Source organism: Kribbella steppae, assembly GCF_004342025.1.
In the GTDB taxonomy this organism is placed as follows: domain Bacteria; phylum Actinomycetota; class Actinomycetes; order Propionibacteriales; family Kribbellaceae; genus Kribbella; species Kribbella steppae.
Window position 1 is genome coordinate 562,520 of sequence record NZ_SLWN01000004.1, and the last position, 25,614, is coordinate 588,133.

Annotated in this window: 20 protein-coding genes; 7 read left to right on the forward strand and 13 right to left on the reverse strand. The window is 68.0% G+C overall.

What is annotated here, in order from left to right:
* Window positions 1-12: 12 nt before the first annotated feature.
* Genes EV652_RS14675 through EV652_RS14700 form a run of 6 tightly spaced genes read right to left on the reverse strand, consistent with a single transcriptional unit; the run spans window position 13 to window position 6,589 of the window.
* Window positions 13-1,449 (reverse strand): aldehyde dehydrogenase family protein, encoded by a 1,437-nt coding sequence (locus EV652_RS14675; protein ID WP_132209637.1) that lies wholly within the window; start codon window positions 1,447-1,449, stop codon window positions 13-15.
* Entirely contained in the window at window positions 1,446-2,333 is an 888-nt protein-coding gene (locus EV652_RS14680) for an ATP-binding cassette domain-containing protein (protein ID WP_132209638.1), read from the reverse strand. Before EV652_RS14680 ends, EV652_RS14675 begins: the two co-directional genes overlap by 4 nt.
* On the reverse strand, window positions 2,326-3,282 hold the full coding sequence (locus EV652_RS14685) for an ABC transporter ATP-binding protein (RefSeq protein ID WP_132209639.1): 957 nt from the start codon (window positions 3,280-3,282) through the stop codon (window positions 2,326-2,328). The genes EV652_RS14680 and EV652_RS14685 overlap by 8 nt, the downstream gene beginning before the upstream one ends.
* Entirely contained in the window at window positions 3,279-4,097 is an 819-nt protein-coding gene (locus tag EV652_RS14690) for an ABC transporter permease (protein WP_132209640.1), read from the reverse strand. The genes EV652_RS14685 and EV652_RS14690 overlap by 4 nt, the downstream gene beginning before the upstream one ends.
* Window positions 4,094-5,041: an ABC transporter permease gene (locus EV652_RS14695; RefSeq protein WP_132209641.1), complete on the reverse strand. Its 948-nt coding sequence runs from the start codon at window positions 5,039-5,041 to the stop codon at window positions 4,094-4,096. Before EV652_RS14695 ends, EV652_RS14690 begins: the two co-directional genes overlap by 4 nt.
* Before the next feature lie 18 nt (window positions 5,042-5,059).
* Window positions 5,060-6,589: an ABC transporter substrate-binding protein gene (locus EV652_RS14700; RefSeq protein ID WP_242001768.1), complete on the reverse strand. Its 1,530-nt coding sequence runs from the start codon at window positions 6,587-6,589 to the stop codon at window positions 5,060-5,062.
* 194 nt (window positions 6,590-6,783) lie between these two features.
* Here EV652_RS14700 and EV652_RS14705 point away from each other — a divergent pair, with 194 nt between their 5' ends.
* From EV652_RS14705 to EV652_RS14720, 3 genes are all read left to right on the forward strand, one after another.
* Window positions 6,784-7,542: a FadR/GntR family transcriptional regulator gene (locus EV652_RS14705; protein ID WP_132209643.1), complete on the forward strand. Its 759-nt coding sequence runs from the start codon at window positions 6,784-6,786 to the stop codon at window positions 7,540-7,542.
* 358 nt (window positions 7,543-7,900) lie between these two features.
* Window positions 7,901-9,550: an NAD(P)/FAD-dependent oxidoreductase gene (locus EV652_RS14715; RefSeq protein ID WP_132209644.1), complete on the forward strand. Its 1,650-nt coding sequence runs from the start codon at window positions 7,901-7,903 to the stop codon at window positions 9,548-9,550.
* Window positions 9,551-9,566: 16 nt separating this feature from the next.
* Entirely contained in the window at window positions 9,567-10,958 is a 1,392-nt protein-coding gene (locus EV652_RS14720) for a sensor histidine kinase (RefSeq protein WP_132209645.1), read from the forward strand.
* A 113-nt stretch (window positions 10,959-11,071) separates the two neighbouring features.
* Here the strand turns inward: EV652_RS14720 and EV652_RS14725 are convergent, their stop codons facing one another.
* Both EV652_RS14725 and EV652_RS14730 read right to left on the reverse strand, forming a co-directional pair.
* On the reverse strand, window positions 11,072-11,620 hold the full coding sequence (locus EV652_RS14725) for a hypothetical protein (RefSeq protein WP_132209646.1): 549 nt from the start codon (window positions 11,618-11,620) through the stop codon (window positions 11,072-11,074).
* Between the two features lie 147 nt (window positions 11,621-11,767).
* Window positions 11,768-14,332 carry an MXAN_6230/SCO0854 family RING domain-containing protein gene (locus tag EV652_RS14730; RefSeq protein WP_132209647.1) on the reverse strand — a complete coding sequence of 855 codons (2,565 nt, stop codon included), beginning with the start codon at window positions 14,330-14,332 and terminating at the stop codon, window positions 11,768-11,770.
* A gap of 382 nt (window positions 14,333-14,714) precedes the next feature.
* On the opposite strand from EV652_RS14730, the gene EV652_RS14735 reads away from it, so the two are divergent.
* Window positions 14,715-15,959 carry an MFS transporter gene (locus tag EV652_RS14735; protein WP_132209648.1) on the forward strand — a complete coding sequence of 415 codons (1,245 nt, stop codon included), beginning with the start codon at window positions 14,715-14,717 and terminating at the stop codon, window positions 15,957-15,959.
* A 78-nt stretch (window positions 15,960-16,037) separates the two neighbouring features.
* Here EV652_RS14735 and EV652_RS14740 read toward each other — a convergent pair whose 3' ends face one another.
* A complete protein-coding gene (locus EV652_RS14740; protein WP_132209649.1) occupies window positions 16,038-16,235 on the reverse strand; it encodes a DEAD/DEAH box helicase in 198 nt (65 codons plus the stop codon).
* A gap of 121 nt (window positions 16,236-16,356) precedes the next feature.
* Here EV652_RS14740 and EV652_RS14745 point away from each other — a divergent pair, with 121 nt between their 5' ends.
* Window positions 16,357-17,691 carry a GGDEF domain-containing protein gene (locus EV652_RS14745; protein ID WP_132209650.1) on the forward strand — a complete coding sequence of 445 codons (1,335 nt, stop codon included), beginning with the start codon at window positions 16,357-16,359 and terminating at the stop codon, window positions 17,689-17,691.
* 25 nt (window positions 17,692-17,716) lie between these two features.
* Here EV652_RS14745 and EV652_RS14750 read toward each other — a convergent pair whose 3' ends face one another.
* On the reverse strand, window positions 17,717-18,691 hold the full coding sequence (locus tag EV652_RS14750; RefSeq protein WP_132209651.1) for a zinc-binding dehydrogenase: 975 nt from the start codon (window positions 18,689-18,691) through the stop codon (window positions 17,717-17,719).
* Window positions 18,692-18,783: 92 nt separating this feature from the next.
* Here EV652_RS14750 and EV652_RS14755 point away from each other — a divergent pair, with 92 nt between their 5' ends.
* Window positions 18,784-21,690 carry an SCO1167/SCO6262 family helicase gene (locus EV652_RS14755; protein ID WP_132209652.1) on the forward strand — a complete coding sequence of 969 codons (2,907 nt, stop codon included), beginning with the start codon at window positions 18,784-18,786 and terminating at the stop codon, window positions 21,688-21,690.
* Entirely contained in the window at window positions 21,683-23,035 is a 1,353-nt protein-coding gene (locus EV652_RS14760) for an SWIM zinc finger family protein (protein ID WP_132209653.1), read from the forward strand. Before EV652_RS14755 ends, EV652_RS14760 begins: the two co-directional genes overlap by 8 nt.
* Before the next feature lie 63 nt (window positions 23,036-23,098).
* Here the strand turns inward: EV652_RS14760 and EV652_RS14765 are convergent, their stop codons facing one another.
* The 3 genes from EV652_RS14765 to EV652_RS14775 are packed head-to-tail and all read right to left on the reverse strand — an operon-like array spanning window position 23,099 to window position 25,326.
* Window positions 23,099-23,455, reverse strand: a complete 357-nt coding sequence (locus EV652_RS14765; protein ID WP_132209654.1) for an iron chaperone — start codon at window positions 23,453-23,455, stop codon at window positions 23,099-23,101.
* Between the two features lie 41 nt (window positions 23,456-23,496).
* Window positions 23,497-24,474, reverse strand: a complete 978-nt coding sequence (locus tag EV652_RS14770) for a GDSL-type esterase/lipase family protein (RefSeq protein ID WP_242001769.1) — start codon at window positions 24,472-24,474, stop codon at window positions 23,497-23,499.
* A gap of 45 nt (window positions 24,475-24,519) precedes the next feature.
* Complete coding sequence (locus EV652_RS14775; protein WP_132209655.1) at window positions 24,520-25,326, reverse strand: TrmH family RNA methyltransferase; 807 nt, start codon at window positions 25,324-25,326, stop codon at window positions 24,520-24,522.
* Between the last annotated feature and the right edge of the window lie 288 nt (window positions 25,327-25,614).

Genomic DNA, 25,614 nt, shown 5'->3' on the forward strand with positions numbered 1-25,614 from the left:
GCTGAAGTCACCTCAGGGCCTCGGGCGGATGATGGCCATCCGGGTCGTGGTCAGTTCCTCGATCGCGAACCGCGGGCCTTCGCGCCCGATCCCGGAGTCCTTCACACCGCCGTACGGCATCACGTCGGACCGGAATCCCGGTACCTCGTTGATCACCACGCCGCCTACGTCGAGCTGGTCGATCGCGGTGAACGCGGTGTCCAGCGAGGACGTGAACACACTCGCGTGCAAGCCATATCGGGATGCGTTGACCGTGGCGAACGCCGTCTCGAGGTCCGGCACCGACCGGACCGCGATCACCGGCCCGAAGATCTCCTCGTCCCACGCCAGTTGCCCCGACGCCACATCCGTCAAGACGGTCGGCCCCAGCAAGTCCCCGTCCTTCGACGAGTAGGTCAGTTCGGCACCGGAAGCAACCGACGCATCGACCCAGGCACGGACCCGAGAGGTCGACTTCGGATCGATCAGCGCCGACACCCGCGTCTCCGGAGAGCGCGGATCGCCGACGACCACAGCAGGAAGACGCTCGGTCAACTTGTCTAGCAAAGTGGCATGTATGGACTCGACAACGATGACTCGTTGGACGGAGATGCATGCCTGACCAGATGCGTAGTACCCGCCGCGGATGATCGCATCGGCCGCCGCATCGAGATCGGCGTCGGCGGCGACGACGAGGGCCGAGTTCGAGCCGAGCTCGAGGAGCACCTTCGTCGGCGCGGCGTCCCGCGCGATCTGGTGACCGACCGCGGCCGAGCCGGTGAACGAGACCGCGCCGATCCGGCGGTCCGTGGTGAGTGTCGCGCCGACGTCCGGTCCCCCGGTCACGAGTTGTACGGCGGCCGCCGGAGCGCCGGCCTCGACCAACGCCTCCCGCATCAAATGGACGAGCCACAACGTCGCGAGCGGCGTCTGCGGCGCGGGCTTCACGATCACCGGGCACCCGGCAGCGATCGCCGGCGCGATCTTGTGCGACGCCAGCAGCAACGGATAGTTGAACCCAGTGATCCCAACGACGACACCGATCGGCTTCCGCACCCAGAACCCAACCAGACCGTCCCCACTCGGCAGCAGATCCAGCGGCACGGTCTCACCATGCAGCCGGGCGACCTCCTCGGCCGAAGTCTCCAGCGTGAGCAGCGTGCGATCGACCTCGACCCGGCAGTCCACCAGCGGCTTACCGGTCTCTAGCACGAGCAGATCGACAAACGCATCACGCTCGGCCGAGATCGTGGCATGCACGCTCTGCAAGGCCTTCCGCCGTACGTACGACGGAAGCCGCTCGACCGCATCGCGGACGGCAAGCGCATGGTCGAGTGCCTGCCGGGCCAGCTCCACGTCCCCGACGGGCGCGTCGGCGACCGTCGAACCGTCGTACGGGAAGATCACCGGCTCGGTGGACGGTGCGTCGACCCAGGTCTCTCCGACCGGCAGGCCGGCTGGGTACTTCATCCGGGTTCTCCCTTCGCAGCGAGGAGGTCGGTGGTGGTTGCTCCGGACAACGCTCTGTGGAGAGTGGGGATCGCCGAGACGAGGCGCTGCGTGTACGGGTGCTGCGGGGCGGCGTACACGTCGCCGGTGAAGCCGGTCTCGACGACCTGGCCGGCATTCATCACGGCGACCCGATCGCAGACGTGCTTGATGACGGACAGGTCGTGGGACACGAAGACGAGGGTCAGGTTGAGTTCGTCGACCAGGTCGGAGATCAGGTTGAGCACCTGCGCGCGGACCGAGACGTCGAGGGCGCTGACCGGCTCGTCCGCGATCAGGATGCGCGGGCGTGGGGCGAGAGCGCGGGCGATGGAGATGCGTTGCCGTTGACCGCCGGAGAACTGGTGCGGGTACCGGTCACCCGCGTCGGCGGACAGGCCGACCGCTTCGAGCAGTTCGCGGACGCGCTGCCCGGAGGCCGGATGCCCTTGCACGACAAGGGGTTCGGCGATGATGTCGCGGACGCGCATGCGCGGGTCGAGCGAGCTCATCGGGTCCTGGAAGACGAGTTGGAGGTTCTCGCGGAGGAATCGCAGCCGCCGCTCCGGCAGCCGGGTGATATCGGTGCCTTCGACAACGACGTGACCGGAGGTCGCCTGGTCGAGCGCGGCGATGATCCGGAGCAGGGTCGACTTGCCGCAGCCGGATTCGCCGACGATGCCGAAGCGTTCACCTGGCTTGACCGCGAGGCTCACTCCGCGCAGCGCGTGGACCACGGGGCCTGGGCGGAACAGCGACGTACGCGGTCGGGTGTAGTTGCGAACGACATCGATCAGTTGGATGGCCGGCTCGGCCTCCGGCTCGCGAGCCGCGGGCACGTGCTCCCGGAGCGAGATGTCAGACATGCGCAACCTCCACAGGATGGTGGCATGCGAAGCCGGTCGCCTCGGACCCGCTCCAGTCCGGAGTGGTGGCGCAGACCTCGGTGGCGTGGCGGCAGCGAGTACGGAACACACAGCCGGACGGGAACTGACCGGCGGGCGGCACGTTGCCCGGGATCGTGGTCAGCCGTCGATCGCCTGTCTCGAGATCGGAGGCTGCGAGCAGACCTTCGGTGTAGCGATGACGTGGTCGCGTGAACACCTCACCGACCGGGCCTGATTCGACGACGCGGCCGCCGTACATCACGAGAACGCGCTCGCAGACGGTTGCGACGACGGCGAGATCGTGGGTAATGAACAGAAGGGCCGACGAACGGGCGACGACGCCCTTGACGATGAGGTCCAGGACGAGTGCCTGCACAGTGACGTCGAGCGCGGTCGTCGGTTCGTCGCAGATCAGCAGGGCGGGATCGTTGGCGAGGGCAAGGGCCAGGACGACTCGTTGCCGTTGGCCACCGGACAGCTGGTGCGGGTACGCGCGCAACGTCTCCGCCGGCAACTGAACCCGGTCGAGCAGCTCGACCGCCGATTCCCGCGCTGCCCCACGACCGGACGCCGTCCGGTGGATGAGCATGGCTTCCGCGATCTGGTCGCCGATGCGCATCGTCGGGTTGAGCGCCGTCATCGGCTCCTGGAACACCATCGCCAACTGCCGACCCCGGACCCGCGACATCCGTCGTTCGTCCGCACCGATCAGCTCGTGCTCGACACCGGTCAGCCGCACCGATCCGGACGCGATCACATCCTCGGGCAGCAGACCGAGCACGCTCAGCGCGGTCAGCGACTTCCCCGACCCGGACTCACCGATCAGCCCGACCCGCTCCCCCGGGCCGACCGTCAGATCGACGTCCGAGACCAGCGTCTTGTCCCGCACCGTCACGGTCAGCCCGCGAACGCTCAGTACGTCGTTCATCGGCGGTCCTCCAACTTCGGGTCGAACCGGTCGCGGAGCCCGTCGCCGAGCAGATTGAACCCCAGTACGGCGATCGCGATCGCCACCCCCGGGAAGATCGCCAGCCGCGGCGCGCTGAACAGGAACTCCTGGCTCTCCTGCAGCATCCGTCCCCACGACGGAGTCGGCGGCGGCGTCCCATACCCGAGGAACGACAGCGCCGCCTCGGCCAGCACCGCGATCGCGAACGACACCGACGCCTGCACGGTGATCAGGCTCGTCACGTTCGGCAGCACATGCCGTACGGCGATCGGGAACGGCTGCCGCCCAGCGGCCCGAGCAGCCAGCACGTACTCGGTCCGCATCACCTGCAACGCCCCGCTCCGGATCACCCGCGCGAAGCTCGGCACCGACGCGATGCCGATGGCAATCATCGCCGTCGTCGTGCTCGCCCCGAACACCGCGCCGAACATGATGGCCAGCAGCAACGCCGGGAACGCCAGCAACAGGTCGTTGGTCCGCATGATGAGCTCGCTCGACCACCGCCTCGACATCGCCGCCAGGATTCCCAGCGGTACGCCGATCAGCGCGGCCACCCCGACCGCGACCACGCCGACGAACAACGTGGTCCGCGATCCGACCATGATCTGACTGAACACGTCCCGGCCGAACTTGTCGGTCCCGAACCAGTGGTCCCACGAGGGCTTGGCCAACCGGATCGTGGGGTCCACGAGTGTGGCGTCGTACGGCGTCCAGACGAACGAGACGAGCGCCATCACCACGATGAGCCCGACGATCACGCCGCCGACGATCAGACTCGGATTCAGCCGCCTCATCGCGACACCCGCAGCCGGGGATCCAGAGCGACGTACAGGAGATCGACGAGGAAGTTGACCACGAGTACGGCGATCACGAGGACCATCACCACGTCCTGGACGAGGAGCAGATCGCGGTTCGACACACCATCCAGGAGGAGGCTGCCGAGGCCGGGGATGACGAAGACGCGCTCCACGACGACTGCGCCGATCAGCAGGGTCGCGAGCTGCAGACCGAGCACAGTCACCACCGGGACGGCCGCGTTGCGGATGCCGTGCCGCCACAGTGCCGGGAACGGCCTCAGCCCTTTGGCCCGCGCTGTACGCAGGTAGTCCTCACGCAGTACGTCGAGTACGGCGCTCCGCACGTAGCGCGTCAAGACAGCGCCTTGTACTAGACCGAGTGCTAAGGCAGGCATGATCAGTTGTCTGACAAACATGCTGGGATCCTGGGCCGGCGGTGTCCAGCCGTTCGCCGGCAGCCATCCGAGCTTCACCGCGAACACCATGATCAGCAGGATGCCAGCGAGGAACGCCGGTACGGCGACGCCCAGTTGGGAGACCGCGGACAACGCCAGCCCAGAGACCTTCCGGTGCCGCGCGGCCATCACCGTCCCGGCCGGAATAGCGATCGCCAACGCGATCACCATGCCGGCCACGACCAGCCACAACGTCACCTGGAACCGGTCGACGATCTGCGGCCCGATCTCGGCCTTCGACACGTACGACGTCCCGAAGTCGCCGCGAAGCATTCCGCCCAGCCAGTCGAAGTACTGGGTGGGCAGCGGCCGGTCGAGCCCGAACTGCCGGTTCAGTTCCGCGACGGCCTCGTCGGACGCGTTGACGCCGAGCGCGACCCGGGCCGGATCGCCAGGCAGCACGGCCAGGAACGAGAACACGAGCACCGAACTGACCACAAGGCTGACCACGAGCACCCCGGTGCGTTCGATCAGGCGGAGGATCATCAGCTGGTCCGTATCGACTCAGGAGCGGGCGAGGCTGGTCAGGTCGAGGTTCTCGGTGATCGCGTTCTTCGGCAGACCGGTGAGGTTCTTGTCCGCGACGATCAGGTTCGGCAGCAGGAAGAGCCAGTCGCCCGCGGCCTGCTCGGAGATCCGCCGCGCCGCCTTCTTCATGTTGTCGATCTGCGCCGCCTCGTCACCCGAGTCCGCCGCGGCCAGGTACTGCTGCAGGGTCGGGTCGTCGTACCGGGTGTAGTACTTCGCGTTGAAGACCGCACCCAGGTCCCGCGGCTCGACGTGCGCGATGATCGACATGTCGTAGTCGGCGTTCTTCAACACGTTGGTCAGCCAGGCCGCCGGGAACTCCTGCTGGTCGATCGCGACCTTCAACCCGGCCTGCTCCAACTGACTCTTCACGACCTGACCGCAGGCGATCGCATACGGCAACGTGGGCAGCCTCAGTCGCAACGTCTTGCCTGCGGCACCAGATGCCTGCAGCAACGACTTCGCCTTGGCCAGGTCGAACGGCGCGACCCCGGTCAGATCCTCGTACCACGGGTCGGTCGGCGGGACCATGCTGCCGATCAGCTTGCCGCGACCGGCCCAACACGTGTCCATCAAGGCCTTGTGGTCGATCGCCTGGCGAATCCCCTGCCGGGTCCGGATGTCCTTGAAGATCGGCTCGGAGTTGTTGAACGACAGCAGCACCTCGCCGTTCGTCGTCCCCTCGATCACCTGGTACTTGTCGTTGCTGGTGAACTGGCTCAACGCCTCGGGCGCCTGCACGGTGCCGATCACGTTGATGGTCCCGGTCAGCAGCGCGTTGTTCAGCGCGGTCGGATCCTTGAAGTACTTCAGCGTGATCTGGTTGAAGAACGGCTTCGTCCCCCAGTAGTCGTCGTTGCGCTCGAGCACGATCGAGTCGCCACGGTTCCACTTCGAGAACTTGAACGGGCCGGTGCCGATCGGGGCCGTGGCCAGCGCGCTCACGCCGGTCTCGGAGAACATCGCACCGATCCGGGTCGTCATCCGGAACAGCCAGCCGTTGCTCGGCTTGGTCAGCGTCACCTGCAACTGCGTCGGCGACAGCGCCTTGGCTTCCTGTACGACGTCCATCGCGGCCTTGAGCGAGGTCGTCCAGGCCGTCTTCACCCGGTTGATGCTGAACACCGCGTCAGCCGCGGTGAACGGCTTGCCGTTGGTGAACTTCGCATTGTCTACCAAGTCGAACGTGTAAGTCTTGCGATCCGGTGAGACAGTCCACGACTTCGCCAGCTCCGGCACGATCTTGCCGGAGTCGTCCTGTTTGACCAGGCGCTCATACACGTTGCCGAGCAGCACCTGCGGGATCGCAGCACCGTCGGTAGTGGTGAAGTCGAGGCTGGCCGGCTCGGCGACCAGGCCGATCGACAGCGACTGGCTACCGCCCGGCGAGCTGCCGGACGACGTACCGGAACCCGCCGAGCAGGCGGTCAGGACCAAGAGTGCCGCGGCGGCGACGAACGCGACCGCCCGGCCCGGCAGCGCGCTTTTGCTGAACTGTGACTTCACGCGAACTCCTCCAGTGCTGCCGGCTGTTCCTCGCCGCATTCTGGCGATCTCTGCGGAGTCCGCTGAGCGGGGCCACGCCGGTCCGGCACACTTCGCCGTACGGTTGTGACTGGTCCGACCAGTGGACTAGGTGTCATTGGGCCACTAGGTTTGTCGCTACGCAGGGGTCTGTCAAGCGATTGGGGTGCTCCGGAATGACAAAGAGTCCGCGGTTCGAGCCGGTGCAGCCCGTCCGCGCCTACCAGCGGATCGTCGAGCAGGTCGAGGACGCACTCGCCCGGGGTGATCTCGCCCCCGGTCAGCGGCTGCCGAGTGAGCGCGAACTGGTCGCGCAGTTCGAGGTCAGCCGATCGACGGTGCGCGAGGCCCTGCGGGTGCTGGAGAGCAACGGCGTCGTCCGATCGCGCCCGGGTGATCCGAACGGGCCGGAGATCCTGCCGTTCTCCCAGTCGGCGCTGCGCAAGCAGATGGTCCGGCTGGCGCGGGTGGACGAGCTGACGTTGAGCGAGCTGATCGGCTTCCGGATGATCATGGACGGCGCCGCGATCCAGGTCGCCTCCCGGCTGCGCACACCGGAGCAACTGGCCGACATGGAGGAGACGCTGGTGGCCATGCGGGCCGCGATCGACGTCGACTTCGAGGCCTTCAGCGAGGCGGATCTGGCCTTCCACGACGTGATCGCGCAGATCAGCCGCAACTCGCTGATCCAGACCTGTAACGAGGTCGTCCGCGGCGTCGTGCTGACCCTGATCTCGGACAAGGTCGCGCACGCCCAGAACAGCCGCGCCCTGATGCTCGAATCGCTCCAGCATCACGCCGAGGTGGTCGACGCGATCCGCGCCGGCAACGGTCACGCGGCGGCCCGGATCGCCCGGCAGAACATGTACGACTACTACTCCGGCTACGTCCCTGAGCCGGAGCGGGAGACCCTGCGCGCCCTGATCGACGACTAGCCGTGAGCTCGGTCGGCGACTAGCCGTTGAGCTCGGATGCGACGAGCGAGAAGTGTCGGAGGGCGCTGATACGTGCTCGCCTATCGGAGACCAAGGGGCGGGGAGGGCATGGCCGTGGCGGACGTGGCACTGCGGGACGTCGCAGGATTCCGCATCACCGGCACCGAGGTCGCCTACGCGAATGCGCGCGGTGCCGAGATCGAGGAGACCCTCCTTCGCCTCGGCTAGGCCATCACGCGGCCACGTGCCGTGCCCGGTGCCACGCAGTAGACCGGGAGTTACCAGACAGTCTGAGTGCCGTGGCGGTGGATCTCGTGGCATCCTGACGGGATCGGTTCACTGCTGTGGGGGGCACCGCGTGAGCAAGCCAGCGATTCTCACCGTCGACGACGACCCGATGGTCAGTGCGGCCATCTCCCGTGACCTGCGACGGCGGTACGGCGACGACTACCTGATCGTGAAGGCGACGTCGGGCTCTCAGGCGCTGGCCGCACTGACCAAACTCGCGTTGCGTAATCAGCCGATCGCGTTGATCGCCACCGACCAGCGGATGCCGGGCATGACCGGGATCGAACTGCTCGAACGCGCCCGCGAGCAGGCACCGACTGCGAAGTATCTGTTGCTCACGGCATACGCCGACACCGATATCGCGATCAAGGCGATCAACGACATCGGCCTGGACTACTACCTGCTGAAGCCCTGGGATCCACCGGAGGACAAGCTGTTCCCGGTCATCGACGACCTGCTCGGCGACTGGCAGCAGGCCAACCCCGAGCACACCACCGACGTCCGCGTGGTCGGGAACCGCTGGTCGGATCGCTCCCACGACATCAAGACGTTCCTGGCGCGCAACCACGTGCCGTACCGCTGGTACGACGTCGAGCGCGACGCCGAAGGTCAACGGCTGCGCGACCTGGCCGATGCCGCGGACAACGACCTGCCGTTGGTCCTCATCCCCGAGGGCGACACCCTCCGCTCACCGTCAACGGTCGACCTCGCCTCCGCACTCGGCCTGCGGACCCGGGCCGAGCAGCCGCTGTACGACGTCTGCATCGTCGGAGGCGGACCTGCCGGACTGGCCGCGGGCGTCTATGCGGCCTCCGAAGGGTTGAGCACGGTCATCGTCGAGCGCGAGGCGCCTGGCGGGCAGGCCGGGTCGAGCGCTGCCATCGAGAACTACCTCGGATTCCCGCGCGGGCTGACGGGCTCGGACCTCGCTGCCCGGGCAGTGGCCCAAGCCTCGCGCTTCGGCGCCGAGATGGTGCTAGCCCGCGGAGTTGTCGGACTCGAGTCCCGTGGGCCGGTGCACGCGGTACTGCTGGAGGGATCCGGAGAGATCGAGGCCCGCTCGGTGATCATCGCGACCGGGGTCTCGTACCGGAGCCTCGATGTCGACGGCCTCGGCGACCTGACCGGTCGCGGCGTGTACTACGGCGCCACGGCCAGTGAAGCGAGTCAGTGCCAGGACGACGTGGTGTACGTCGTGGGCGCTGCGAACTCAGCTGGTCAGGCGGCGCTGAACCTGGCCCGCTACGCCAAACGGGTTGTGCTGTTGGTACGCGGGGACACATTGACGACATCCATGTCTCGATACTTGTTAGACAAGATCACATCAGCGACGAACATCGAAGTGCGGTGCCGGACAGAGGTGGTCAGCTGTCGCGGCGAGGGTCATCTCGAGGCATTGACGCTGGCCGATCGGATGTCCGGCCGGGTCGAGGAGGTACAGGCGAGTTGGTTGTTCGTCTTCGTCGGCGCGTCGCCCCGGACCGATTGGCTGGACGACTCGCTGGTCCGTGACAGTAAGGGCTTCGTCGTCACCGGCCCGGAGCTGGTCACGATGGATCGCTGGACGCTGCCGAGGCCGCCGTACGCACTGGAAACGAGTCTGCCGGGGGTGTTCGCGGCCGGCGACGTACGACTCGACTCGATGAAACGGGTCGCGTCCGCCGTCGGCGAGGGCGCGATGTCGGTCTACCTCGTCCACCGCTACCTTGCGACCGTCTGATGACAGGGATCCTCTGATGAAGGCAGACGACCTGCGCGGGATCGCCCTCTTCGCCGGACTGACCGACGACCAGTTGGGCGAGCTGATCGACAGCAGCACCGAGGTCCAGATCGAACCCGGTGCCGACCTGTTCCACGAAGGCGAGCCGGCCGACTTCTGGTGGGTGCTCGTCGACGGCGCCATCGCGCTGCACCGCCGGATCGGACGTGAAGACACCGTGATGGGCAAGATCGACGTACCGGGGCGATGGGCCGGCGGGTTCCGGGCCTGGGACGAGCACGGCGTCTACCTCGCGACCGGACGTGGGATCGGCGAGGGACGAGTACTGCGGGTGCCTGCCGACGTACTGCGGGAGCGGATCGACGCCTGGTTCCCGCTCGCCGGGCATCTCATCAAGGGCGTCTACGGGACCGCTCGCGCGATCGAGTCGACCGCACGGCAGCGGGACGCGCTGATCACGCTGGGGACACTGGCGGCCGGGCTGGCGCACGAGATCAACAACCCTGCCGCCGCGGCCTCCCGCTCGGTCAGCGCGCTCGACACTGCTTGCAACTCGTTGCTGTCCGCGCTGCGCCGACTCTCGGAAGGAGAGATCACGGCCGCCCAGTTCAACGCGCTGGATGCGTTGCGAGTGGAGCTCGGCGAAGGTACGGCGGCACCGGACCCCGTCGACCTCGCCGACGCCGAGAACACCATCTCGGAATGGCTGGATCGCCATGACATCGAGCAGGACTGGCTGATCGCCCCGCCGCTGGCGGCGGCCGGGGCTTCTCTCGAGTGGTGCGAACGTGCTGCCGAGCTCCTGGGAGATGCTGTGGAGCCAGGGCTCGAGTGGGTCGCGAGCACGCTCGCGGTGGACACGCTCCTCGGCGAGGTGAAGGAATCGACCAAGCGGATCTCCGAGCTCGTCGCGGCCGTCCGGTCGTACTCACAGATGGACCGCGGCTCGATCCAGACGATCGACGTCACCGAAGGCATCGAGAGCACGCTGGTCATGCTCGGCCACAAGCTCCGCGACGGGATCGAGGTGATCCGGTCGTACGGCGCCGACGTCCCCCAGATCGACGCGTACGCCGGCGAGCTGAACCAGGTGTGGACGAACCTGATCGACAACGCGGTCGACGCGATGGAACGCGCCGGCACGTTGCGGATCACCACCCGGACCGACGGCGACCGGATCGTCGTCGAGTTCACCGACACCGGACCGGGCATGCCACCGCAGGTCGCCGCCCGTGCCTTCGAGCCCTTCTACACCACGAAGGACGTCGGCAAAGGTACCGGTCTAGGCCTCGACATCGCCCAGCGAATCATCGCCGAACACCACGGCGGCACCATCACCATCCACTCGCACCCAGGCGAAACCACGGTGTCGGTACGGCTGCCGCACGAACCAATCCCGGCTGGCTAGCTCTCGAGCGCCGTACCGAACGACAGGAGGTAGCCGGTAGCCGGCACCGCGTGGCCCGCCCGCCTCGCGGTACTGATGACTACATCCTGTCGCTCGGTACGGCCCCGAGCAGCTCAGCTGTCGTGCTCGAGGATCCGGACCCGGGGAACCTTCAGGGCCTTGCGGGCCTTGGTGGTCCAGTCGGAGCAGAGGAAGCTCGCGGCCGTCTCCGGCCAGGCGACCACCACGACCTCGTGGCTCTTGGTGCTCTTCACCAGGGACATGAGGGCCAGCAGGATCTCGCCGTGGGTGATCGACACGTTCACCGGGTAGCCGCTGGCGGCCCGGAGGTGACGCGAACTGTGTTCGATCACCGAGGCCAGGTCGACATCCGGGTCGGCGAGGGTGGCTGTCGGTGTTTGGCTCGGCGTACCCGGCGGGCTGGGGCGGGCAGCGGCGAACATCGCGTTGCCTGCGACCGTCCTGCCGGCGGTCGTGCCGGCCACGTCCGCGAACGTCGACCCCAGCAACGCCATCGGACCACCGAAACCGCTCGCCGCATGGCTGGAGATGAGCAGGTGGTAGTCCACGGGGTCTTCGTACCTAGCGTGCAGGGCGGCAACGCGGCGCGCGTCGCCCTCGCTCATCTCCCGCTCGATGAGCACCACCACGTCATACGTCATTCGTGGCTCCCTTCGCAGTCAGTTCCGTTGTACCCCTGCTGCCGCGCCAGCCAAAGCACCCGGCCCCGCAGCGTCACAGAATTGTCAAAGTCCTCTCAGCCAATCCTCAGGCACGCCCGCGAGGGAAACCGCGGCATCCCGGGCAAATCAGCTCGGAAGGGCCGCCGGAGTGTGTGCGCGGGTGTCGGGAGCCAGCGCGCTCAGCAGGTGTGGCGCGTCGATGAGCGTGTGCCTGGCGGGGTCGAGCAGCTGCGGATGGAGCGCGTACACCTCGGCGCCCGCACGTGGGGTGATGTCCGCGGTGAGTACGGCGGCGAAGTCGGAGCGATCAGCGGCGTCCTGGTCCCAGACACGGTCCGGCTCCAGGCGCGCGGTGAGCCGGCGGGCAAAAGTCGAGAGATCCTCAGCAGGATCACGCAGATAGCCGACCACCGAACCGTCGGCACACCGGACGACGACCTCGTCGGTCCGCGCGGCGGCATGCCAGCAGCAGACCTCCCACAGGCTCACCCGGTCCCCCGCGCCGTGAACCTCCTCCATCGTCGCCGCCATCAGCGCGAGGTGACCGCCGTACTTCGCGATGTTGTGCCCGTACCCGGCTGCGCTGAGGTTGACGTCGTACCAGCGGAGATGCTTCGTCTGCAGGTCGACGCCGAACGGCAGCAGGATCTTCGCCGGCCCGGCCAGGTCGAACCGCTCCTCGACCGCAGCCGGATCGAACAGGCCGGTCGGCTGCCGCATCACCCCGACGAACCCGCGCTCGAGCTCGTCGAACGGCACGTTGTTGTAGCTGAACACCACCGGCAGCACGTACCGCCCGCCGACCCGTCGCACCGCCCGCAGATCCAGATCCACGAACTCCGTCGACCCGTGCGGTCCCGGCGCCGAGGTCAGATCGCCCGAATGCACCAGCGCGTCCTGGTCGAACCGCAGCCGGGTGTAGTCACACAGGCCGACGAACCCCCACTCCTCGTCGAACACCGCCACCGACAGGTCGAGATCGACCCGCCGTCCGCGCGGCTCGACCCAATGCAGGAACAACCGCAGCAACTCGTCCTGCGGAATCGGGACCGCACTCCCCCGGGTCATCCGCAGCAACGTCGACGACGCACTCCGCTCCGAACCAGGCGCCGCCAGCCGGGCCAGCTCCTCGTCCAGGAACACCCTTCGCAACCGCGGCAGATCCGTTGCCCGTCGCAACATTTCTCCCACCAGTACGCCGGACAGCGCGGTAGCGAGCTCGGTCGGCAACGGCTCCCGACCGTCCACCGTCGTCCAGATCCGGGTGGTCCCGCCACGCGGGAAGAACAGCCGCAGATCGCCCGGCGGCGTGCGGACCTGACCGAGCGCCGCGGTGAGCACGACCGGCGACACGTCCGAGACCGCCGTCGCCAACGCGTCCACCAGCGCACCGTGCTGGTCCCCCGGCAATACCCGCGCCAACTGGACCAGCCGCCGTACCAACTCTCCGGGCCGCTGCCGCAGCAGGTCGAGCGCGTGCCCCGGCCTCGACGCCAACGCGCCCTCGACCCGGGATGCGAACGTATTCGTGGTCAGACGTCCATCCTCCACACGAACAAAGGGATGCCGCGCCGCCTCGCCCGCCACCGCTCGCCCGGCCGCGGTCTCCAAGTCCAGCTCGGTACGACGCAACACCGCGAACGCGAGCGCGGCCCGTGGATGCCGCGGCGCGAACTCGAACGGGTGCAGGTTCTCCGCGATCCGCTTCCAGGCCCGCTCGTGCCGAAGCATGTCCTCGATCAGCGTCTCGGCCGGCAACCGGTCGAGCCGCCCCAGGACCAGCCGTCGAGTTGCCCGCGGCAAGGACTTCCGGCGGACCGGCGGCGTCCGCAGCCCTGGGTCCGCGTCCATCAGGGCATACAGCAGCCGCAGTACGTCGGTCGCCGTACCGGCCCGATCGAGCAGCTCCGGATGGTCGTCGAGGAAATGCGCAAGAACCAGCGCCCGCGTCTCCCGGACCGGGATCTCGTCAGGCAGCCAGGACGGGTCGGCTGCGGACAGCAGCACCTGGAGGTCGGCGCGATCCGCGGCGGACAGGGGCGAGCGTCGTACCAGCAGGGCATCGACTGTCGACCGCAGCGCATCGGCCGGCGCGATGGTCAGCAACCGGAGGCGGTCCGAGCGGACGTGCGCGGGCTGCACCTCGTCGAACGACGGCTTCAGGAACGGGTCGTTCGGGTTGATCCGGCGCAGGCACAGCGGGCAGGCGCTGAAGTCGGAACCGTCCCAGCACGTCCGGCAGACCAGGTGTGCGCAGGGCGAGACGGCGTGCACCGACTTCGCGTCGCCACACAGCACGCACGGCTGCTCGGGCTCCTGCAGCAACCGCGCGAAGATCCTGTTGATGTAGAAGGTCTCAGTGTTGCCCGGCACGCTCTCCGGGAAGCCGCGGAACAGCGGCACATGCTGCTCGTCGTGCCCGGACTCGGCGTCGAGCAGCTCGAGCATCGAGCGGCCGAAGCCGGCGAGAGCGGGCGCCGACAGACCAGCGCAGTACCGGTACAGACCGACGGACAGCAGGAGGCCGCGCTGGATCAGCTCGGCCTGCAACGCGGACAGCCCTGACTGGATGGTCAGCGGACGACGCAGCCACTGCCAGGCGGAACGTCGCACCGGAGGGGTGAGGGCGGTCGGGTCGACCAGTCGCCGGCGGCGCAACAGTACGGCGGCCTGCGCGTGCTGATCCGGCATCGCGTCTCCTCCCCAGCGGACTCATGACGAACGCGCCAGGGGCGGAGAGCGGACGCGCTACTTGGCCTGGTGAAGGAGAAGGAAGCACGTCCAGGAGCCGCCCCTGGCACTGAGAACGCTACCGGGGCCCACCGACAGTTTTCGTCGATGAGCCCCGGACAAAGAAGAACTCTGGTACCAGGGTCGGGGCCGCCCCGCCCAGACCCCGGTACCAGAGATCTCCAGAGTAGAACGTTCATCCAAATCGAGAACCACCGGGTTCACGATTTGGCACTGATGCGCCGTGATCAAACCTTTGAACCAGCCTCCCACCGATGCAGGGAAACCCTTTCAGTTACAGGCGGGAGGTGTCAGACCACGGATTGTGGTTAGGGTCGTAGGTATGGAGGGTGGGGTGATCGAGCGTGCCCGCTGGCGCGACGTCTTCGGGCACGCCGAGTTCAGGGCGCTGTTCCTGGCCGGCGTGCTGTCCGTCGCAGGCGACCAGCTGGCCCGCGTTGCGCTGTCGGTGCTGGTTTTCGACCGCACCAACTCCGCCGGCCTGACCGCTCTCACCTATGCACTGACCTACGTGCCCGACCTGCTGTTCGGGCCGCTGCTGGCCGGGTTCGCCGATCGCTACCCCCGCCGTACTGTGATGATCGTCACGGACCTGGCCCGGGCTGTTCTCGTTGCAGCCATGGCGATCCAGGCCCTACCGCTACTGGTCGTCGTCCTGCTCCTGCTCGCGCTGCAGGCTTTCGGGTCGCCGTTCAACGCTGCACGCGCTGCGACGCTCCCCGCCGTACTGCCCGGCGATCACTACGTGCTCGGCAAGGCTGCGAACGACATGGTCGTGCAGTTCAGCCAGGTGCTCGGCTTCGGCACCGGTGGTGTGGTCGTAGTCGCGGTAGGTACGTCGGGCGGTCTGCTGCTGGACTCGGCCACCTTCCTACTGTCCGCTGCACTCATAGCCTTCGGCGTACGACGGCGCCCGGTGCCGGCCCGTGACACCAACGAGCCACCGAAGAGCTACTTCAAAGACCTCGCCGCCGGCTTCTCACTGGTCGCCCGTACGCCGAAGCTGCGCTCACTGGTCGTGTTGGCGACGATCGCGGGGTTCTACGTGACTGTCGAGGGCCTGGCAGTCCCGTACGCCCATGAGATCGGTGGAGGGCCTCAAGCGGCCGGACTGCTGCTTGCCGCGAGTCCAGCGGGTGCTGTCGCGGGCATGTGGCTGATCACCCTGTGGCCGCCTGAGCGGCGGATGGGAATGCTGGGGCCGCTGGCTGTGCTGGCCTGTGTGCCGCTGATCGTCTGCTTCCTCGCGCCAGGGCTCCTGCCGACCGTCGCCTTGTGGGCCGTGTCCGGCCTCGCGTCGGCGTACCACTTGCCGACGAGCGCAGCGTTCGTTCAGGCCGTGCCGGACTCACAACGGGGCCAGGCGTTCGGGGTCGCCAGTACGGCGTTGCGGAGTAGTCAGGGCATCGGAATCCTGCTCGCCGGACTGATCGCCGACCAGTCGTCGCCGTCGTTCGCGGTGGGCGTCATGGGCGCCACGGGTGCGGTCGCGGCCCTGGCGGCGGGCACTGCCTGGACACGCGCCCGCCGGTCCGGGACCGGCACCTCCGAAATGAGGGCCGGATGAGCGTCCGGAGATTCAGGGAATACCCCCGGACGAACTCCGTAAAATGTCGGTAAAGAAATTTCGGCAATGTCCGTCAGGTCACCACTCGTTACCGCTGGTGAACCACTCGTTACCGGATCCACCCGGTCGGCGGAGCCACTCGTTGCCACTCTGCGTGAACCACTCGTTCCCGCCGCGGAACCACTCGTTCCCACCGTGGAACCACTCGTTGCCGCCGCCGGTGAACCACTCGTTGCCGCCGTTGAACCACTCGTTGCCGGTGCTGATCTTCGACATGGTGCTGGATCCTTCCTTCGCCATCCGTCAGATGGATTTACGCGAGCCCGGGGATGACCTCGCGTGAACAGGCAGTTACTATTACGGAATAACCGTTCAGGTCTAACCGTGTGAGGCCACCATGATTCTGATCGGTCGGAGCAAGTGGGTGCCACCCCGCCGATGGAAGCTCTGGTCGTTGCCGCGTCCCGCGCTGAGCTATGTGCTCGGCGTCGACGCTGTCGCAGTCATGATCACCGCCCTGGCTGTGGCCTCGACGGTCTCCGGCGCCCGTACCGGCGTCAGGCCGACCGAGTGGGTCGCCTTCGCGGTACTGACGGCCGCCTCGGTACTACACCTCGAGTCTGCCCGCGGAATCGAGCGCCGACGCGAGATGGCGGCGAACACTTCGCCGTACACCAATCTGAAGAGCCTCTGGGTCTTCGCCGGGCTGCTGCTGCTCCCGCTCAGCCTGGTGATCGCACTGATCGTCGTCACCTACGGCTACTCCTGGATCCGGGTCTACGGACGGACCATCGCGCACCGCAAGGTGTTCTCGGCCTGCACGTTCATCCTGGCCAGTGCTGCCGCTGCCGGCGTACTGCGTGGTGGCGGCCTGCTCACCGAGCCACGCGTGCCGACCGGGCCGTGGACGCTGCTGATCGTGGTCGGCGCCGCCGCGACCTGGTGGCTGGTGAACTTCGCGCTGGTGATCGGCGCGATCCTGCTCTCCTCCCCTGACGCCACCGCCCGTGGCGCACTGGGAGACCTCGCCGACCAGCTCGTCGTGGTGGCCGGGCTCGGCCTCGGTGTGGCGGTTGCTGCACTGCAGGCGTCGTACCCGTGGGTGGTGCCGATCCTGATGGTGACGGTGCTGACGCTGCACCGCGACCTGCTGCTGCCGCAGTTCCAGCGGGCCGCAGGGACGGACATCAAGACCGGTCTGGCGACTCCGGCGTACTGGGCCAACGCCGTACCGGCTGAGCTGGCTCGTGCAGAGACACTGCGCAGCTCGGTCGGTCTGCTGATGCTGGACCTGGACAAGTTCAAGGAGATCAACGACACCTACGGCCACCCGGCTGGGGACCAGGCGCTACGTGCAGTCGGTGAGAGCGTGCGTGCCGAGGTCCGGCAGGGTGATCTGGTCGCACGAGTCGGTGGAGACGAGCTGGCCGTGCTGCTGCCTGGCGCCTCGGAGGGTGAGGTGCTGGAGGTGGCCGAGCGGATCCGGGACCGGCTCAGCACACTCAGCGTGTCAGTGGATACCGCTATGGCTACTACTGCGGTGATCACCGGCGTACCGGCGTCGTTCGGTGCCGCGGTGTACCCGGACGTCGCGGACACCATGGACCAACTGGTCCTCGCGGCCGACAACGCACTGCTCAGCGCGAAGCGGGACGGGCGCAACCGGATCGTCACGGCCCGTCCCGACCCGCCTGCCGTCACCGACCACGCGGACCAGCCGGTCGGCGACTAGCTGACCCGGATCAGGGCCTTGCCGACTAGCTGACCCGGATCAGGGCCTTGCCGAGCAGTGTGCGCTGCTCTAGCGCGGTGTGGGCGTCGGCGACGTGGTCGAGGTCGTAGACCTGGTCCACCACGGGTTTGAGGTCCCCGGCGACGGCTCTGGCGATCACATCGGCGCCTGTGATCGTCGTACTGGTGGTGTCGGCTCTGAGGTCGTTGATTCCCTTCACCGTGATCCCACGTCGTTCGGCGTCATCGGCGTCGTACGCCGCGAAGCCTCCGCTCGGGGCGCCGTGTGCGGAGAACCAGCCGCCGTCCTTGACGACCGTGAACGCGGTCGCGCCGAGCTGACCGCCGGCGCCTTCGAAGACGATGTCGGCACCGTCGTTGTTCGTTGCCTCGAGCACCAACTTCTCCCAGCCGGGCTTCGAGTAGTCGATCACGACGTCCGCGCCCTGCGCCTTGCTGAGGTCGAGTTTCGCCTGCCCGCGGGCGGCCGCGATGACGTGTGCGCCGGCCTTGTGAGCGAGCTGGGTCAGGAGCAGGCCCATCCCGCCCGCGGACGCGGTGACGAGCACCTCTTTGCCCTGCATCGGCGGAGCGAGGTCCTCCAGCATCAGTGCGGTGAAGCCGTCGCCGAAGACCGCGATCGCCGTCTCGAGGTTGAGTTCGGCCGGGATCTCGACGAGACCGGCGACGCTGGCCCGGGCGAGTTCGGCGTGCGCGCCGAAGCCGGCTGCCCGACCGAGAACGGTCTTGCCGATCCAGTCGGTCGACACGTCCGGGCCGACCTCACGGACGGTGCCGGCGAGTGAACCGCCTGGCACGTAAGGCGGATTCACGTCGAAGAACTGGCTGTGCTGGCCCTGCCTGATGGCCGTCTCGACGAAGATGATGTCGGCGACCGCGACCTCGATCACGACCTCACCGGCGCCCGGCTCGGGGTCGGGCCAGTCCTGGGTCTTGATCACGTCGGGGGTGCCGAACTCGGTGACCACTGCTGCACGCATATCTGCTCCTTCAGGGTTCTCGGGTTCCTACGAGGCTGCAACCTCAACTGGAGTTCAGGTCAAGTCGGGCAGTTGTCCACAGGTGCTTGGTGATGGGCGGGAATCTGTCGGCGGTCCGGCGTACTGTGCAGGGCATGTTCGACGCCGTCTTCGTGCCAGCCGACCCGCCGCGAGCGGGCCGGCTGGCGCTGTACGGCGACCTCGCGGCAGCCGGCGAGGTCGCCGACGAGACGGTGGAGCTCGTGCTGCCGAAGGGTTCGCAGGTACGGCGGACGACGGTGCCGGCGCGGTTGCTGACCGTCTCGCAGGTCCTCGATCGGCTGGGATCCGATGCGGTTGACGGCTCCGAGAGCTGGGCAGCGTGGCGGGCAGCTGCGCTGGCCGGGTTGGGGTTGATCGCGCGTGGACGACTCGTGCCGGACCGCAGCCCCAGTGGGTACGGCGCTTGGCGGGTGGCGCCGCTGGATCCGCTGGACCGGGGCTGGTTGAGGAACCTCGGTGCGGCGATGTCGCCGTACGCGCACGCCTTGCCGATCGAGGGGACGCGACCGGTGCGGCTGGTCGATCCGGAGCAGTTGGTGCGGGCGTTCTGGGATGCGATCGCGGACACTCTGGTGCGGACGCCGGCCGCGACGGTCGCCGTGCGGGCCGGTGCGGCGGCGTTCGCCTCGGTGGATTCGGTCGAGGTGACGGGGTCGACCGCGTGGCTGGAGGAGACCGCGCAGAGCGAGGCGGCTGGTGCGCGGTTGGTGCTGCGGATCGAGCCCCCGGAGGAAGAGGCCGACTTCAGGGCTGTTTTGCAGTTGCGCAGCGGGGTGGATCCCAGCCTGTTGGTGGACGTCGAGGACGTCTGGAGTGCGCCGGCCGCCGTGCTCGCTGCGCTGGGCGAGCGGGCGGAGACCGATCTGCTGCTGGCGCTGCGGCGTGGGGCTCGGGTGTGGCCGCCGCTGGGTGCCGCGTTGCGGGATGCGGCTCCCTCGGAGGTCGGGGTCGACGATCAGGCTCTGGAGGAGTTGGCCGAGGGCAGTACGGCGTTGGAGGGCGCCGGGATCGAGGTGCTCTGGCCGACTGAGCTGTTCGCCGGTGAGTTGGCTGTGCGTGGGACGGTCGCGACGCCGACACCTGGAGCGGTGACCGGGCCGGACTTCAACTTGAACGAGTTAGTGGCTTTCCGGTGGCGGCCGACGCTGGACGGGCAGGAACTGACCGAGCAGGAGGTGGCGGCGCTCGCGGAGGCGAAGCGACCGATGATCCGGATGCGCGGGCGGTGGGTGCGGGTCGACCACGATCTCGTCCGGAAGCTGCGCCGCGGCGGCACGCGGAAGCTGACCGGCGCGGAGGCGCTCGGCGCGGCGTTGACCGGGACGATCGAGGTCGACGGCGAGCTGGTCGCCTTCGATGCGAATGGATCGCTGGCGTCGATGCTCGCGCGGTTGCGAGCAGCCGAGGACCCTGCGCCGTTCGAGCAGCCGGTCGGGTTGCAGGCGACGCTGCGCGAGTATCAGCGGCGGGGTGTCGCGTGGATGGCGCAACTCGCGCATCTCGGTCTGGGTGGATGTCTCGCGGACGACATGGGTCTGGGCAAGACGATCCAGGTGATCGCGCTGCATCTCCAGCTGCGGGGCCGCGGTCCGACGTTGGTGGTCTGCCCGTCGACACTGCTCGGGACGTGGGAGCGGGAGTTCGCGCGATTCGCGCCAGACGTGCCGACGCGGCGGTATCACGGTGCCGGGCGGACGCTGAGCGATCTCACGCCGGACGAGGTCGTGCTGACGACCTACGGCGTGGTGCGGCAGGACCATCGTGTGCTCGGCGAGGTGTTCTGGGGTCTCGCGGTCGCGGACGAGGCACAACATGCGAAGAACCCGTTGTCCAGAACGGCGCGGGCGTTGAGGACGTTGCCGTCAGCAACCAGGATCGCGTTGACCGGGACGCCGGTGGAGAACCGGTTGTCGGAGCTGTGGTCGATCCTGGACTGGGCGGCACCGGGGTTGCTGGGGACGCTGGATCGGTTCCGGCACGATGTCGCCGTACCGGTGGAGCGGTATCACGACGAGGAGGCGACCGCTCGGCTCGCGCGGGTGACCCGGCCGTTCCTGTTGCGACGGAAGAAGAGTGATCCGGGGATCGCGCCGGAGTTGCCGCAGAAGACCGAGCACGATGTCGTCGTACCGCTCACCGTGGAGCAGGCCACGCTGTACCAGGCCGTCGCCAAGGAGACGCTGGCGAAGATCGAGTCGGCCGAGGGGATCGCGCGGCGCGGACTGGTGCTCAGCTTACTGACGCAGTTGAAGCAGGTGTGCAACCATCCAGCGCAGTTCCTGCACGAGCCGGGTCCGCTGGAGCGTCGTTCGGGCAAGCTGGCCGCGCTGGACGAACTGCTCGACGTGATCCTGGCCGAGGGCGAGTCGGTGCTGATCTTCAGCCAGTACGTCGAGATGTGCCGGCTGATCGAGGCACACCTGGCGGCGCGGCGGATCAAGACGTTGTTCCTGCACGGCGGGATCGGGGTGCGGAAGCGGGAGCAGTTGGTCGCGGAGTTCCAGGCCGGTGAGGCACAGGTGTTCCTGCTGTCGTTGAAGGCCGGCGGGGTTGGACTGACGCTCACGCGTGCGACGCATGTGGTGCACTACGACCGCTGGTGGAATCCGGCCGTCGAGGATCAGGCCACCGACCGCGCCTATCGGATCGGTCAAGACCGGCCGGTCCAGGTGCACCGCCTGGTCACCGAGAACACATTGGAAGACCGGATCTCCACCGTGATCGCGAGTAAGCGCGACCTCGCTGACGCAGTGGTCGGGTCGGGCGAGGCTTGGTTGAGTGAGCTGTCGGATTCTGAGCTGACTGAGCTCGTCGAGCTGTCGACCGGGCCGGTGAAGTCGGGCTCGGCGAGCGCCTACAACCCTTCTGCCGTTGGGAAATCGTCGCCTGCCGCCGGGAGTTCCTCCGCTGCCGTTGGGGGATCCTCGGCTGCTGTTGGAGGTGAGGAGGATGAATGAGCGGGTGCCGTGGCAGGGGTGGCGGCGGAAAGGTGACGATGCCGGGCTGCCTGCGGCCAAGGGGGCTGGGAGCCGGCGGCCGTTCGGGGCGACGTGGTGGGGACGCGCATGGTTGGAGGCGTTGGAGCAGCGGGCTCGGCTGGATCCGAATCGGCTGGCGCGTGGGCGCTCGTACGCTCGGCGCGGGAGTGTGCTGGAGCTGACGGTTGCACCTGGTGAGGTCGAGGCCGTGGTGCAGGGCAGTCGCGTCACGCCGTACCAGGTGACGGTCCGGATCCGCGCCTTCACGACCGCCGAGTGGGACGCCGTACTCGACGTGGTCGCCGCTCAGATCGGTCGGGTCGCAGCACTGCTTGACGGCGAGCTACCACCCGAGGTCATCGACGACGTACACGCTGCCGGGCTGGACCTGCTCCCAGGCGCCGGCGAGGTCTTGACCAACTGCAGTTGCCCGGACTTCGCCGTACCGTGCAAACACTCAGCCGCCGTCTGCTACCTGGTCGCGGACGCCCTGGACGACGATCCGTTCTCCTTGTTGCTGCTCCGAGGCCGCCGCCGCGACGAACTCCTCTCCGCCCTACGCTCCCGCCGCTCCACACCAGGAGCCGCCCCCGGCACTCCACCCCGCCAACCCCCACCCCCAGGCGTCCCCGCCAAGAAGGCCTTCGCCCGCCACCTCACCCCCACCCCCGGGACCACAAGCGCTCCCGCAAGCGTTTCGGGCCAGGTTCCTACACCCGCTCCCGCTCCCGCTCCCGCGCTTGCGCCTGCGCCCGCGCCCGCGACGTCCTCCGCGACTGCGGTCGTGCCTGTGCCACCTCGGCCGATGGGGGCGCCTGGGGTGCCTGCGGCTGTTCAGGCTTTGGACCCGCCACGCTCCTCGGGCGTCGACGTACGCGATCTGGTCGCCCTCGCCACCGACGCAGCACGCCGAGCCTGGGAACTCGCCTCCGGCGACGGTGACGGCGGCCTCCACCTCACCTTCGACCAGGACCTGGCCCGCCGCGCCTCCCTGCTCCTGGGCACCCCCGAGCTAGCCGACCTGGCCCACCGAGCTGGCATCCCCGCCCGCCAACTCACCAGCTGGGCCGTGGCCTGGCGCGAAGGTGGCCCCGGCGGCCTCGCAGCCGCCGTAGACACCCCAACCGACGTCGACGAGGCTGCGCTCGCCGAGGCCCTCGCAGCCCTGCCTGGCGCCGATATCCACGCCAACCGAGTAACCGCCGGCAAGACCCAACTCCGCCTAGGCGTCGACGGCCTCTGGTACCGCTTCGACCAGCACTTCAACGACTGGACCCTGACCCGCCCACCCTCCCCCGACCCCCAAGACCTCCTCACGAACTAGCCCGACGCCTGATCCCCGTCGTCATGCTCGCGCGGGCGATCGAACCTGCTGACGAGCGCTGACTCACTCGGCTCGGGCGGCGACGAAGGCCTGGGTGAGACGGGTGATGAGGTTGTACGGGATGGGCTTGGCCAGGGGGAACTTGAGGGTGCCTTTGCCTGAGCGGTAGGGCTCGATCTCGGCGGCGAGGTCGTCGTCGACGGGCGGGATCGGGTAGACGGAGATGTGTTCCTTCCAGCCGCTGAAGTACATCAGCGCCTTGCCATCGAGAGTGACGGCGGGGATCTGGTAGCTGATCTTCTCCCCCGCGTCCGGGACGACCGCGCGGATAGTACGCCGTACCTCCTGCAGCACCTCCTGGACGTCGGCCGGGAAGGAGCCGATGTACTCGTCCACGCTCGCGAACTTGTTCTCCGCCATACAGACCATCCTGACGACGGCCGCCGTACCCGAGCAAGCTCCTATCGGCGGCGGAGCCTGGTGTGGGTTTCGAGGACAGTGATGAGGTGGTCGGCGATCTTGACGTGGCCGGGGACGGAGGGGTGGACGCCGTCGGTGGTGTCGGCCTCGGTGATCCAGCCGGTGGAGTCGACCAGGACGAGGTTGGGATCGTCGAGCGACTTGACCGCGGTCGTAATCGCGTCGGCGTGCTTGCCGCTGAACGGAGTGAGCGACACGATCGTGGCTCCCGGGTACGCCGACCGCACCCGCGTCACGAAGTCGGCGTACTGCTCCGGCTCCAAAGTCTCGTCGTTCACGCCGAGGTTGACCACGACCACATCGGACGGCTCCACCCGCTCGGCCGGCGACCCGGCGAAGTTCCAGCCGAACGACTCCACGCCCGGCGGTACGTCGCCGTTGCCCGGCCGGAGGATGCCCTGCCGCCCGAAGCCGACCTGGTACGAGGTGGCGCCGAAGGCGCGCGCGGTCAGATACGCGTATGACGTCGTACCGTCGGCGCCGTCGGACTCCGGATGGGCGCTGAGCGCGCGAACGCCCTGCGTGATCGAGTCGCCATAGAACTCGAGCCGCGGACCACCCGGCCGACCGCTGAGCCGCAGCCGGGTGTTGACGTCCAGCAGGAGTCCCGCGAACACGACCGCGCACTCGAACGGCGGATTCCACCGGTTGACGTGCTCGTTGACGTCCTTGACCACGACCTCGACCTGATGACGGCCGTCCGGCGCGGACAGCTCGATCACCGCGTCCTCGATCAGGTGCAGCGCCGGCTCACCGTCGTCGATCGTGATCCACAGGTGTGGCGCGACGGTGAGTCCGGTCGTGTCGAAGAGCAGCTGCAGCCGCTCACCCGCGAAGGAGAACGAGATCCGCGAGCCTGAGTTGACGGTGATCGCCACCCCCGGCTCGTGACCCCACTGGCCTTCCAGGATGATGCGCGGATCTCCAGGGGCGACGACCTCACCAGGCTCGAACGGCACGTCTCACTCCTTGTCATTGGTGGCGGTGCAATTCTGCCTGGCCGGTCACCAACCTTCCTTCCGAGCCCGCGCTTCGAACAGCAGGATGCCGGCGGACAGCGCGACGTTGAGCGAGTCCGCCTGCCCGAGCATCGGGATCGACACCGCCTCGCAGCCCTGCTCATGCCACGTCCTGGACAGCCCGCCGCCTTCGGACCCGACGACGAAGGCGGTCGGCCCGTCGTAGTCGGCGCTGCGGTAGCTGCCGGTGGCCGCCGGATCGGCGAGGTGGACGCGGAAGCGGTGATCGCGCAACCACGCGGCCGCTTGACCGATGTCGTCGAACTCCAGCACCGGAGTCGACAGGATGGTGCCGCGGCTGGCGGAGTAGACCGCCGGGTGGCTTGGCCGCGCACGTCGGCTGGTCAGGACGAGGCAGTCGGCTTTGGCTGCGTCGACCGTACGGATCAGGGTGCCGAGGTTGCCGGCGTACTCGACTCCGTCGGCGACCAGGACCAGCGACGAACTGGTGAACTTGAACGTCTGCGGTCGCCAGACGGGCAGCCGGACGATCGAGATCAGGCCGTCGGACCGGGTCTTGCGGGACAGACGGGTGAGCAGTTTCTCCGAGATGCGGTAGACCTCGGCGGCGCGCTCGGCGATCCGGTCGACGGCGTGCGTCGTACCGGCCTCAGGGCACCAGAAGAAGGTGTCGATCGGGGTCTTGGTGGCGAGTAGGCGGTCGTGTTCCCAGTTGCCCTCGATCATGATCCGGCCGGGTGCGCCGTCCTTGCGGACGGAGAGCAGGTCACGGATGAGGGGATGCTGCGCGCCAATCGGGCGCGCTGGCGGGAACGCAGGGTGCACGGTCATGTGCAAGCTCCGGAAGGAGAGAATCAGCAAGCGCGCCGGGGACCCTGTGGTGGGTCCACGCCGGCGTGGCGAACGCCCGAAGGCGCCGTGGTCTGGACGCGGTCTACCTGGACCGCATCAGCCAAGGATTCTCTTCACACTTCGGATGGTAGACAGGCGCCAATCAGCCCGTCATCCGGTTTTCCACAGGCGCAAAGCGACCTGCCGGTGCGCACCGCCCGACCCCCGTCCTCGCAGTTGTCCACAAGTCCAGGGCGGCAAGGTTTTGCGCACCACCCCACCGCCGTC